Consider the following 12832-nt stretch of genomic DNA (forward strand, 5'->3'; position numbering starts at 1 on the left):
GTGAGAAGAGAGAGGGCTCGAGGGGGGGACGGCACCTTAGTCTGTAAGAAACTGTTCGATAGCTTCAAGTGTCGTGCTGCGGGCAACGCCATGTTCCCAGTGCGGTAGCAGTCCGCCGGGAAGCGGTCTGTGTGAGAGATCGCGTTCGTTGCTCTTTAGCACGTCGGGCAGCATGTCAAACTGCTGGACCGTTCGAGCCGGGTCCGCAGGAGTGAGGAGTAGCGTCGGCCGGTAGAGACGCGCGTAAATGTCTGAAGCGACATTATCGAGAAACAGGGAGCCGTCCACGAAGCGGCGCGGCGCGTGATGGGCGCCGCGAGCATGGCTGGTCACGTGAGCGTAGTCGACGAGCGCGTCGGGAACGTCTTCCTTCCGGAGAAAGACCTGACGCTCGTAGAAGTCTCGAAGGGATGCCGTGCGAGTGAGCCGGTAGAAGAAGAGCTCGAACAGACCGGAGGCATCGGCCGATCGAATCATTGCGCGAGCGAGCGGAGCGGGGCCACGCCGTTCGCCGAGGCCCGTCGGGTGGAGGAGAACCAGGCGGCGAACCATGGGAGCAGCCTGCATGCCGATTGACGCAGCATACTCGCACCCGAGCGAAAGTGCGACAAGATCTGCGGGTGTCTCGACGACGTCACGCAAAAACGCAAAGAGATGCGAGTGGTAAAGGTCAGGGGTGTAGTCGATGTTCGGCCGATCCGACCGTCCGAAGCCGAGCCAGTCCATGACGTAGAGTGGCCGATCCGTATTCTCGGCCCAGTACTCGAAAATGGGCGCCATCTCGAAGGAGGACGCAGCCGCATTGAAACTGTGGACAAATACGATGGGAGTCCCATTCCCGGGCCGGTGATAGTAATTGGCCTGGCCTCCCGGTAGGGCCACAGCTCGCGCCCGAACAGATAGCGCCGGTGGCAGCGTCGACGGTGCGGGCAACTGACCGCGGACAGCCGCCTGCAGCCCTTTCACTGCAGCGTATGTGCCAGCAGCACCCGCGAGGCCCCAGGCGATGCGCGACCATGTCCCATTGTCGGAGGGGGGCGTTGTTGCGTGGTCTGCAGCAGACGTGTCAGGCATGGTTACGTCGAGAATGGGAACGAGAAGAGGCTGGACTGACTGAATGGTGGGACGGGAACGTGGATCCCGGAAACCGACGCACCGACTGCTCGTTGCTCCTTCCCGTCTCCGGAAACGATGCAGTTGGTGCAAGAAATAGTCGAGACCATTCGCACCGTTTCCGAATCACATCTGCCCTCGTAGTTCAACGGGATAGAACGATGGCCTCCTAAGCCGTAAATCCTGGTTCGAGTCCAGGCGAGGGTACAGGGGAAGGCGAAGTGGGAAGGTCGAAGTGCGAAATGTAAAATGCGACGTTGTTTGTTTGGGGCGGGGACATCGATTCTGACGCTCCACGGTCTGGCCGCTGCAGCCTCGCTGAATGAAACGATGCGGTAGGGGCTGTCATCGCTGCGGCACATGAGGATAGAAAGCGACGTTTGGGTGTTTCTGAACGTCGTCCTCTCTCAATTCTGTCGCCTCGCCTCATGGCCACCACTACGCCCGATATCCAGCATGAACGGATCCAAGTTCTGAACGACACGTCGCCGCAGGAGGATGGCGACTACGTGCTCTACTGGATGCAGCAGTCGCAGCGCCCGGAGGATAACCCGGCGCTGGAGCGGGCCGCCCAGATTGCGAATGAGCACGATGCGCCGCTGCTCGTCGTGTTCGGTCTGATGGACGACTACCCCGAGGCGAATCTCCGGCACTACACGTTCATGCTGGAGGGCCTTCAGGAGACGCAGCAGGTTCTCGCGGACGAGAGGGGGATTAAGATGATCGTTTCTCACGGCTCCCCCGACGAGGTTGCGATCGAGTATGCCGATCGCGCCGTCGTCCTCGTCACGGATCGTGGCTACCTCCGCCACCAGCGAACGTGGCGCGAGACAGTGGCCGAGCAGGCGCCCTGCCGCGTGGTGCAGGTCGAGGGCGATGTCATCGTACCGGTCGAACTCGCGTCGGGCAAGAGTGAATACGCCGCTCGCACCATTCGCCCAAAGCTGTGGGAGCACGCCGAGTCTTTTTTTATCGACCTGGAGCCCACGCCTGTAGAAAACGATTCGCTCGACCTCGACGTGGACGGAGACATCGACCTGTCCGACGTTGAGGCCGTTACCGATGCGCTGGATCTGGATCGCAGCGTAACGCCGGTTTCGTCGTTGTACCGAGGCGGGCCCCTCCACGGCAAAGATGTCCTGCGCACGTTCATAGCGAAGGAGTTCAACGACTACGACGAGAAGCGGAATCGGCCCGAGACCAGCGCGGTATCGTACGCCAGCATGTTTCTCCACTTCGGCCAGGTGTCACCGGTCTGGATTGCCAATCGAATTCGTGAGTCCGATGCACCGCAATCGGAGATCGACTCCTACATCGAGGAGCTGATGGTGCGGCGGGAAATCACGATGAACTTCTGCTACTATAATCGCAACAGCTACGACACGCTCGACCCGCTACCGGACTGGGCGGCGACGACGCTGGAGGAGCACGCCGATGACGAGCGTGAACACCTGTATAGCCTGGACGAACTCCGCGACGGCGAGACGCACGACCCGTACTGGAACGCATCGATGAAGGAAATGCGCGAGACCGGATACATGCACAATTACATGCGCATGTACTGGGGAAAGAAAATTCTGGAATGGTCGCCCGACCCGGAGGAGGCTCATCGTCGCATCCTCCATCTCAACAACACCTATTTCCTCGATGGACGCGACCCGAACTCGTTCAGCAACGTGCTTTGGATCTTTGGGCTACACGACCGTGCCTGGAAGGAACGGCCCGTGTACGGCAAGACGCGCTACATGAGCAGCGGCGGACTGGAGCGGAAGGCGAAACCGAAGGAGTATGTCCGGAAGGTTGATCGCCTTGCGGAAAAGGCGCGGGGATGAGGGTAGGGTTCAGAGTTCAACGTTCAGAGTTCAACGTTCAGAGTTCAGCGTTCAGGGTTCAAGGTTCAGAGTTCAGGGGGCACGTGCTCCTCCCGTGTTGCCGAGCTGACATGTGAACGATGTTGCCGAGACTACAGGGTTCGACGGGCTGCCGAATAAGCTGAAGGGAATGCCTACTGAGATCGCGAACAAAAAAAGCGTCGCACGGCTGTGCGACGCTTGATCCCTTCGAAAATGGAAGGAGGGCAGAGCATCAAATCGAACCGGAAGAGACGAGTCAGGATGGTCCGGAGGTGCTACCCATGTTGCCGAGGGAACGTGTCACCGATGTTGTCAGGACCACAGGGGGGCGGCGCAGTCGGCACGGCTGAATCATCGCTCCGGAGCTTCAGCTTTTGATGTTTGACAGGTCTTTCTGGCCGAATGAGGTGCCGACGGCGAGGGCGCTACGAAGAAGCGGGTTGTCGAGTCCGACCGTTCGCGTTTTGTCCGCCACGTCGCTCAGGGGCACGCTGGTGAATCCACCGTTCTGATAGGCGACCATGCGCCCGAACTGTCCGTCCGCCATCATTTTCGCTGCCATCGCGCCGAACGTTGTTGAGAGATTGCGGTCGTAGGCGGTCGGGGAACCGCCACGCTGAACGTGTCCGAGAATGGTTGTGCGAACGGCGCTCGTGACGCGATCCTTCAGGTCGTGGGCGAGCATGTTGCCGATTCCGCCGAGCCGGAGTGGGTCCGGGCTGTCCTCGATCCGTTCTCGCACGGCCATTTCACCGCCGACCGGGGTTGCACCTTCTGCAATGGCTATGATCGTAAAACGCTGCCCGCTGTCCTCTCGAGTCTGGCACACGCGGGCCACCTCCTCCACGTCGTAATCGATCTCCGGGATCAGGATAATGTCCGCGCCGCTCGCGGTGCCAGCATGGAGGGCGATCCACCCCGCGTACCGACCCATCGTTTCGACGACCATGACGCGATGATGACTCTGCGCCGTTGTATGGATGCGATCCATGGCGTCGGTCGCGATCGATACGGCCGTGTCGAAGCCGAAGGTCTCATCCGTTCCCACAAGGTCATTGTCGATCGTCTTCGGGACGCCGACGATGTTCATTCCCATCTCCGCAAGCCGGTGCGCGATCGACATGGTGCCGTCTCCGCCGATGGTGACGAGCCCATCAAGGCCCAGTCCCTGATACGTCTTTAGGGCTTCTGCGGATACGTCCGCATTTCCTCGCCGGTAGTAGGAAAACGGGTTGGCCTTATTCGAAGCACCCAGAATGGTCCCGCCACGGGTCAAAATCCCGCTCACGTCGACGTATTCGAGCGGCTCGACGTGACGCTCGATGAGACCCTGAAAGCCGTCCCGGATGCCGATGATTTCAGCGTCGTGCTGCAGCATCAGGCTCTTGGCGACAGCACGAATGACCGCATTCAGGCCCGGGCAGTCTCCGCCTCCAGTTAGAATGCCCACGCGAAACGATGCACTGTTCATATTTTGCTGTCTGAGAAAGGTCGGGTAGAAAGCGAGTCCGTCGAATTCCAAAAATACGAACGGCTCCGTCTTCGTCAACCGACGCGGCCCGACAGACAGTCAGATCATCGGCGCTGAACCGCGGGGCACCGATAGAACAGGCGGGCGTCGGCTCCCAACACTCGGTGTCACATGTGTACGTTAACCGACATGTCCGTATATCTAACGGATCATTCCCGGCGTTATCACATTGTTTACGAAAGTCTATTCACTAGCCGAAGCGGAGTGACGTTTCTCAATCACGTATCCGGTCGGCCGGCCGTCCGTACTTTCACTCTATCCCATATTCATGTTTTCCGGGACGATATTTAGCCGCAAGTCCGACCCTCCTTCGTCGCTGCAGTTACCCCGGTCTTGCTGGGCGTTTTACCATGAGGTCGATGGGGAGACCTCAACCTCAGACATTGCCTCCGATCTCGGGCTCAGTGAGTCGGAAACGTTCTCGGCGGTTCGTCTGCTACAGTCGCATGATCTGATCGCCGAAGATGTCGTCACATACGACGCGTTTCGACCCCAGGCAGCAACCAGTGAACCCCCTTCGCCATCGTCGAGTGACGGCCCCTCTGCCACCGAAACGGGGGGCGACGGTGTTGAAAGCGACGGTGTTGAAAGCGGTCAGCCACGGCGAGAGGATGTCACCTCGGCCGATTCGCAGCACGAGACCGGGAGCTTCGATCGCTTTGACACGTCCTCGATTGACCTCTCGGAGGACCGCGTGCCGACGCAGACACGTCCGGCTCCAGAACTTCATCTCCGGGCTCTCTGGAAATGGATGGAGGACCTCTCTGAAAACGTCAAAAACTACAAAAACACGCAGGCTTTCATCCTGATGGAGGCCTCCGGTGCGTTGGCGAGTATTGGCGTCGAGTCGATGGATGACCTGGAGGCACTCGAGGTCATTAAGGATCCCGAGGTCATGGAAGCGCTCGAGACTGCAGTGGAAAATAACCTGAACGAGAGTATCCCGGAATCATGCTATCAGTAGACCAACCAAGTTCCGGGAATGACTCAGCCCCGGCGAGCACGCCGACGTTACCGGATGGTGCCACCAACCTCGTTCTCGCTGAAGAGCGCTGCCATCTTCTCGGCCCGGCGGGTCACACGTACGTCGCCCACTGCAATCATTACAACTGCTTTCTGCAGAAAACCCTGCTGTCGAACAAGGACCTGAACATGGAGGACGTCCTTGTTGACACGGCGGGAATGCTATTCTTCCTGACCTTTGCTCAAACGTTCCGGTCGAATCAAGACTGGACGGAGCAGCAGCGACTTCTCTTTGTGGAAGAGTTCTTCAAGCGTCGGGGGTACGGAAACCCGAAGGTAACGGATGCCGCAACGCAGCAGACGATTACCGCGACGGCATCACACCATTCAAGTGGCTTCAAGGCAAAGTTCGGTGAGCAGGACTCGCCACAGGACTTTTTCCTCACTGGGGCAATCCAGGGCGCGTTGATGGCTACGTATGGCTGCGATGTCGACGTGACGCAGCGACAATGCCTCTCGATGGGAGACGACCGAAACTCTTGGGCGATTCGGAAACACCCGAATCAGTCGGAACGCATCGGCGAGTACCTTGACGAGGCTCGACAGCTCCGAAATGGGCGTCAGCGTCTTGAGCACACGCCTTTACCCGATGACCTTCCGGCTCGGCCTGTTACCTCGGTGGTCCGGAATATGGATCTCTCGGGCGACGAGGAGGAAGGGTTGATTGCTGCATTCAATGTGTACCTCACGTTTATCCCGTCGCTGTACTACAACATTTGTTCGACCGTCTTGCTCAACCGGTTGAGCGAGCACTCGATGTCGCGCGATCTGGGTCGGCGTTTGCTGAAAGAGGCCGGTCATGTCTGCGGCTTCTATACGCTCGGTAACATCTTGCAATCGTCGGAATACGAGTTGCTTCGAAAATCGCACTTTGGGGCGAATCCATCGGAGAAGGATTCCATGACGACGCTCTTCGCGGTGGTAAATGCATTCGGATGGGGCGCGTGGACGCTTGACTACCTCTCCGAGAAGGAGATGCGGTTCACCGTTTACAACAGCTACGAAGCCTACAATCACCGAGAGTTCTTTGGATATGCCGATAGCCCGGTTTGCTTCCTCCACACGGGAGGCGGCGAAGCCATTATGAACGCGCTTCGCTACGGCAATATTCTGTCGTACAATCGCTCGATCGATAGCGAGTACGTCAATAAGGTGTTCGAGCGAAGCGACGGATTCCGAGCTTTCGAAAATCACTGTCTTGCAGTTGACGGACCCGGCAATGCATGTACAATTCAGGTCACGGAGTGAGCTTGACGATTATCTCGCCCGTGGGTCGAAAGAAGACACATTCGAGTACGTCGGTCCAGATCGCGTGCTGATTCTCCACAACGACTGCCGGAGATACCCGCTGCGGCTCGAGATGAAATTGAGCGACCGGCTCGGTGAGCGCGAGAAGGAGAAGACGCTCTATGCGTTCGTGGACAGCGTGCGGTCCACGTTCGAACCGTCGTTCTCTCCGTACCTTGGATCGTCCCTTCGAACGCAGATCCCGGGGCTGGCGGTGAAGATGGTCGTGTTCTTCAGCCTCGGTCGGGTCGAGGTCGTCTTTCGAAAGGGGGCGACGAAGACGGCTCGACGTCGTGTGATTGGCTGGCTGGTCGGAGAGAAGAGGCGGGAGCCGAGCACGACCAATCTGGCGACCACACCGAAATCTACGCCAAGCGGCTATCGCGCAGAGGATCTGTCGGAAACCGGTCACCTCCGTTCGTGAGGTGACGCCGGCAGCCGCTACAGGTGCGCTGGTCTCGTGGTACGATCATCCAGGGCCGCGTGGGAAGGACGGCAGCGGAGGGTCATGCAACCCCGCTGTAGGACGTTGCCGGCGTGTTTGACGTTAACGCTAGCCCGAAGAGTCGACGGTCAAACGACCCATCTACGCGGCTCGGGCAGAGACGTGCGCCAGCGTGCGGTCAAGGATGTGGCGAAACCAGAACGTGTAGCGTTCCGGTCGCGCGGCGACGTCGGCGAGCAGGTCTTCCGGCGTGACCCAGGCCCAATCCGACACCTCGTCGGAGTTCGCGTTCACAGTCGGGTCCGCATGGCCGATGAAGACGTGATCCAACTCGTGTTCTACGAGCCCTTCGCCGACATCCGCCCGATAGACGAACTGAAAGGCGTGGTGCACGTCGCAGTCGAATCCCATTTCCTCGACGAGTCGGCGCTGAACGGCTTCCTCCAGGTCTTCGTCCGGACGCGGATGACTGCAGCACGTGTTTGACCACAGGCCAGCCGAATGGTACTTGTCGTCGGCCCGTTTTTGGAGAAGAAGCCGTCCCCGGGAGTCGAATACGAAGATCGAGAACGCCCGATGCAACCACCCGTGAACGTGTGCTTCGAGCTTTTCAGCAGTGCCCTGCGGCACATCATCTGTGTTGACGAGAACGACGTGGTCAGTCATGCGGAATAGTCACGTAAGGGCGAGCGAAGGAGGGGCGGATCAGCCGTTGGGGACGGACTTTATACAGGTGATAAAGATAGAGGCTTCATGCTCAAATGAATGTAAGGCTCTTGTTCTTTTACGCTCTGCTCCCATGATGGGTACCGGAGATAGCGTTCCAGCCTGAACACCCGTGGGAGAAATCAGGACTTTCGTCTAGGCGTTTATATGCAAGTAGTTTGCAATGGTGTAACGCACCGGTTCCATCAGTCTCGTTTAGTCAAGGGAAGCTACTCCGTAAGGATGCCTCCCGTCATTCCGTAACGAATTGCTTTTCTCGTTGACATGCTGCCTCACGCTTCGTCTTTTTCGGCTGAACCGGGTTGCACAACGACCGGGTAATGAAGGCTGAATCCACGACCTCCAGAAAATAAGTCCGTACGACGCATGCCTAAATTGACGATTCAAGGAGAAGGAACGTTCGAGGTCGAAGATGGAACTCGACTCGTGCGCGCGATCGAACAGAGTGGTGTTGAAGTCGGACACCGATGCGGGGGGCATGCCAGTTGCACGACCTGCCGAGTCGAGTTTGCGGACGGCGAGCCGGAGGTGATGACTCAGGCCGAGCACGACAAACTGAGCAGCATGAAGAAACTCGGGCAGATGAGGCTGTCCTGTCAGATCGTTGTCGACCGTGACATGACGGTGAAACCGCTGATGTGGGCCAGCAAAGAGGGATGGGATGACAATGGACCTGAGCCGGCCATTCAGGTGGAGCCAGAGCCAGAATGGCACGCACCCCAAGATCTTGAGGAAAGCGACTGACGAACAGCCTGGTGCGAGTCGCGGGTACATCAGTGATGTTTCGCAGATCAAAGTACGGTGAGGCGGACCGGCGATCGGTCCGCCTTTTTCTTGGGAGGGCGGTCAGATGAGACCAGCAGGAACGCGGACGGTGCCGTCGACGTGCCGGAACGTCCCCTTCGATGACAGTCATCCCTTCCGCTCGTATGCTTCTACCTGCAGGTCTTGCTATCGTGTTCGGTGCCGGTCTCATCCTTTACGTCGTCTCTCGGCGCCATCAGGTCCGGAGCGAAGTAGATGGGGCCGCCTTTCAACTCTTTAGCCGACTCGTCCCGCTGATCGGCGGCCTCATCATCCTCGGAGGCAGTCTGATGCTACACCGCGACATTCTACTTGCACTTCGTACATTTGGGGCTGCGATGACGGGGGTTGGCGTCGGTGTTCTCGCGCTCACATGGTCAGCCGGTGACGAAGACGCGCCGGATGAGCCCACGCTGTTCGTCGGTAGCATGACAGCTCCTGATCTTGGCGCATTATCGTTTGTCATTGGGGTTGGACTCTTGGCCTTTGCGCTCATTTTGTGATGGATTACAATGAGTGCCGGGCAGGCTATGGAATCTTCGGTTGCACTCGATGGACGGACCTCCCGACCCGACGGTCGGTCCTCGGGCCGCCTGCGCAACCAGGCCTTGTTCGTTTCGCACACCGTGATATAGCACACGTGTCATCGGATCACCGCCAGGGCTGCGAATAGACAGGAACGACCGAGCTTACGTTTTTGAGACCCATCCGCCAAACAGTTCCTCAACGGGATACGTTCGAACGTTCTTCTGCCAGAATGTGGCGCGTACGCGGAATCGAAGCCGTTGGAGACACCGACATTTTACAGTCGAAACGGTATCAGTAGGCCGTCGGGGCAAGATAGACTTCGGGAGATGAGCACGGATCGTGTCCATCGCCAGGATAGTGTGCCAGGAGCATCAGCCGTAGGATTAAAGCATGATCCCGACCACGTTCGTTCGACTCGTTTTCCTTCAATTTCGTCCACTCGGTACCGGACGGTGTTCTGTTCGTCACGACCTCAAGATTCCGGCACCAGAAAGTGAACCCGAACCCTTAGTGTGCATTCATCATCGTCCTGCCGGCATTTTTTCCGGTGAGATTGATTTGTCCTTCCCGTCATAGATGTCCACTTCTCCGGCACCGTCGTATGTCGCTTATTCCACAGAGCCGCGCTGCACAGGTCGTTCTCGGCATCGTTGGCCTCGTGCTCACGCTTCTCCTCTTTGCCCCCGGTCTGTTCGTCGAGTACCTCTGGATGAGTGAACTCGGCTTCGAGGGTGTATACTGGACGATTTTAACGACACAAGTTCTCCTGTTTGCTGTCGTCATCTTGGTGGCGGCGGTATACTTCATCGTCAACTTCCGCGTTCTGGTCGAACGTTTACCCCCGTCGTGGGCGGCGAACTTCGGTCAGGAAGACCAGGGCGGCACGCCGCTGACACGCGATCGGGTCCGCCGCCTTGCCTACACCATCGGCGCGATTCTGAGTCTATTGTTCGCAGCAGGTTTCGCCGGGCAGTGGGACGGACTCCTTCGATATCTTTATGCCGTTCCCTACGGTGATGTTGATCCGGTGTACGGCCTTGATCTCAGCTTTTACATGCTGGAGTTGCCGTTCATTCAGGCGTTGCAGAGTGGGCTCGTCGGACTTGCGTTTCTCGGGCTCCTGACGCTGATTACCGGGTATATTCTGGCCGGGCAGATTGGGGTTCGAAACGGGCAGTTCCAGCTTCCGATGCCCGTCGTGAAGCACCTCGGCATCAACGTCATCGTTCTCCTTCTGGGATGGGCCTGGGGGTTCTATCTCGACCGTTACGAGGTTCTGATGGAGGGCGGCGGGGCCGTGTACGGCGCGGGATATACCGACATCCACGTGACCATTCCTGCGCTCTGGGTGATGGTCTTTGCGACGATGCTGCTCGTGCTGCTGGTCGCGGTCAACCTGTTTCAGCGCCGCCTTCGCGTCCTCGGCCTCGGTGTTGCGGCGTACGTCGTCACGCTCGTGGTCGCCATGATTGTTGCGCCAACGCTCGTCACACAATTCACGGTGACGCCCAACGAACTCACGGTCGAGGAGCCCTATCTCAAGGATAACATCCGGCTGACCCGCAAGGCATACGGACTCTCTGATGTGAGGGAGGAGTCCTACCCCGCGCGAACGGATCTCACGGTGGAAGACATTACGTCGAACCAGGAGACGATTCGCAATATCCGGCTCTGGGATCCCCGCTTGCTGATCGATACCTACAGTCAGCTGCAGCAGATTCGACTGTACTACGAGTTTCAAAATGTCGACGTCGACCGGTACCAGTTGGAGGATGGGTACCGGCAGGTGATGTTGTCGGCCCGAGAGTTGACGGCATCGCTGCCACAGGGCTCCAACAACTGGGTAAACCGGCATCTGCAGTTTACCCACGGCTATGGTGCCGTTGCGAATCTCGTTGCTCGGGAGGGGACGGAGGGATCACCGGAGTTTCTGGTCAAGGACCTTCCGCCAGTGGCCGAAGATTCGGCGCTCGCCGTCGATCAACCTGCGATCTACTACTCGGAGACGGCCTCGACGTATCGCCTTGTTAGCACGAATGAGAAGGAGTTCGCGTACCCGCAGGGGGATGATAACGTCTACGTCTCCTACAAGGGCAATGGAGGGGTTCTGCTGAATGCCTTCTGGAAAGAGCTGCTCTTCGCGTACTATCTCGGCGACTTCAACATCCTGTTGTCCGACTACTTGAACGAGTCGAGCCGGATTCAGATCTGGAATCGGGTGCAGGAACGCATTCGCAAGATCACGCCCTTCCTCCAGCTCGACAGAGATCCATACTTTGTTCTGAATGATCGGCGTCAATACTGGATACAGGATGCCTACACGACCACCCAGTCGTTCCCATATAGCGAGCCGATCCGTGGGTACGGTCAGTACAATGGCATTAAGTACATTCGCAACTCCGTCAAGACGGTCGTTGATGCCTACGAAGGAAAGGTCGATTTCTACATCTCGGACGCGGACGACCCGCTGATCCAAACGTACCAGAATATCTTCCCGGAGCTCTTCCGTCCGATGGAGGAGATGCCGGAGGGACTGCGCTCGCACGTTCGGTATCCGCAGGATATGTTTGAGATTCAGATCGAACGGTACCGGCGGTACCACATGCAAAACGCTCGCGTCTTCTATAACAACGAAGATCTGTGGACGCGACCGCGGGAGCAGTACGACGAGAATCAGCGCATCATGGAGCCGTACTACATCATGTCGAAGCTGCCAGGCGACGACCAGCTTCAATTCATGTTGATGACACCGATGACGCCGGAAAATCGCGACAACATGATCGCGTGGGTCGCAGCGCAGTCCGACGCGCCCAATTACGGGGACCTCGTGGTGTACAAGCTGCCGAAGGAGAAACTGATCTACGGCCCGAATCAGATCGAGTCGCGTATCGATCAGAACCCGGAGATTTCGCAGCTGCTCTCACTGTGGGATCAGCAGGGCTCGCGTGTTGTCCGCGGTAACCTGATCGTTGTGCCGATCGAAGAATCCTTCCTCTACGTCGAGCCGATTTATCTCATCGCTGAAAACCTGAAGATCCCGCAGCTGCGCCGTGTCATTGTGGCGTACGGGGAGAACGTGGCGATGGAGGTTTCCCTGCGTGAAGCACTGAACGTCGTTCTTGGCCGTGAAATCCTTCGCGTGCAGGACGATATCGCAGATGCGGCGGACCTTCCCGCTCCATCTCAGCGTGGGGCGGCCTCGGGTGCGGTGAACGCGGTTGAAGAACTTCGCGAGGCGCGCTCACTGCTGCAGGAGGCACGAGATGCGTTGCAGGGCGGCGACTTCGCGCGCTTCGGTGATCGGCTCGATGCGCTCGAAGATGTTCTCGACCGTGGCGTTTCGGAGGCGGAGTCGGCTGTGCCTGTCGATACGTCGGCCGTCGTACCGCAGGGGGAGACGTCAGAATAGCGACAGCGGTGTTCGTCGAGACTCGGTCACATATCCAACAATTCCGTCCGGTCGGACCCTCACGGGTGCGACCGGGCTTTTTTTTGAGCAAGAAAACCTCCTCCACCGCTTCT

General features: G+C 58.3%; 10 protein-coding genes and 1 tRNA gene. 8 read left to right on the forward strand and 3 right to left on the reverse strand.

Annotated elements, in window-relative coordinates:
* Nucleotides 1-36: 36 nt before the first annotated feature.
* Nucleotides 37-1074, reverse strand: coding sequence for an alpha/beta fold hydrolase (locus tag CRI94_RS07180; protein WP_098075003.1), 1038 nt, complete (start codon nt 1072-1074; stop codon nt 37-39).
* A gap of 173 nt (nt 1075-1247) precedes the next feature.
* Between CRI94_RS07180 and CRI94_RS07185 the strand changes: the two genes are divergently transcribed.
* Nucleotides 1248-1320 (forward strand) — tRNA-Arg (locus tag CRI94_RS07185).
* A gap of 221 nt (nt 1321-1541) precedes the next feature.
* Nucleotides 1542-2945 carry a deoxyribodipyrimidine photo-lyase gene (locus CRI94_RS07190; protein WP_098075004.1) on the forward strand — a complete coding sequence of 468 codons (1404 nt, stop codon included), beginning with the start codon at nt 1542-1544 and terminating at the stop codon, nt 2943-2945.
* Between the two features lie 388 nt (nt 2946-3333).
* Here CRI94_RS07190 and CRI94_RS07195 read toward each other — a convergent pair whose 3' ends face one another.
* Nucleotides 3334-4437 carry a 6-phosphofructokinase gene (locus tag CRI94_RS07195; protein WP_098075243.1) on the reverse strand — a complete coding sequence of 368 codons (1104 nt, stop codon included), beginning with the start codon at nt 4435-4437 and terminating at the stop codon, nt 3334-3336.
* 328 nt (nt 4438-4765) lie between these two features.
* Here CRI94_RS07195 and CRI94_RS07200 point away from each other — a divergent pair, with 328 nt between their 5' ends.
* From CRI94_RS07200 to CRI94_RS07210, 3 genes are read left to right on the forward strand one after another with little or no spacing between them, the layout of a single operon-like run.
* Nucleotides 4766-5461, forward strand: coding sequence for a hypothetical protein (locus tag CRI94_RS07200; protein ID WP_098075005.1), 696 nt, complete (start codon nt 4766-4768; stop codon nt 5459-5461).
* Complete coding sequence (locus CRI94_RS07205; protein WP_098075006.1) at nt 5449-6768, forward strand: hypothetical protein; 1320 nt, start codon at nt 5449-5451, stop codon at nt 6766-6768. The genes CRI94_RS07200 and CRI94_RS07205 overlap by 13 nt, the downstream gene beginning before the upstream one ends.
* Entirely contained in the window at nt 6740-7231 is a 492-nt protein-coding gene (locus CRI94_RS07210; protein WP_098075007.1) for a hypothetical protein, read from the forward strand. The genes CRI94_RS07205 and CRI94_RS07210 overlap by 29 nt, the downstream gene beginning before the upstream one ends.
* A 162-nt stretch (nt 7232-7393) precedes the next feature.
* On the opposite strand, the gene idi is transcribed toward CRI94_RS07210, so the two are convergent.
* Nucleotides 7394-7918 carry an isopentenyl-diphosphate Delta-isomerase gene (idi, locus tag CRI94_RS07215; RefSeq protein ID WP_098075008.1) on the reverse strand — a complete coding sequence of 175 codons (525 nt, stop codon included), beginning with the start codon at nt 7916-7918 and terminating at the stop codon, nt 7394-7396.
* A 426-nt stretch (nt 7919-8344) separates the two neighbouring features.
* Between idi and CRI94_RS07220 the strand changes: the two genes are divergently transcribed.
* The 3 genes from CRI94_RS07220 (at nt 8345) to CRI94_RS07230 (ending at nt 12719) form a co-directional block, all read left to right on the forward strand.
* Entirely contained in the window at nt 8345-8722 is a 378-nt protein-coding gene (locus CRI94_RS07220; protein WP_098075009.1) for a 2Fe-2S iron-sulfur cluster-binding protein, read from the forward strand.
* A gap of 185 nt (nt 8723-8907) precedes the next feature.
* The gene (locus CRI94_RS07225; RefSeq protein WP_098075010.1) at nt 8908-9285 is read left to right on the forward strand and encodes a hypothetical protein; all 378 of its coding nucleotides are present in this window, start codon (nt 8908-8910) and stop codon (nt 9283-9285) included.
* A gap of 626 nt (nt 9286-9911) precedes the next feature.
* Nucleotides 9912-12719 (forward strand): UPF0182 family membrane protein, encoded by a 2808-nt coding sequence (locus tag CRI94_RS07230; RefSeq protein WP_098075011.1) that lies wholly within the window; start codon nt 9912-9914, stop codon nt 12717-12719.
* The last annotated feature ends 113 nt before the right edge of the window (nt 12720-12832 follow it).

It is taken from the genome of Longibacter salinarum, from assembly GCF_002554795.1.
Taxonomy (GTDB): Bacteria; Bacteroidota; Rhodothermia; order Rhodothermales; family Salinibacteraceae; genus Longibacter; species Longibacter salinarum.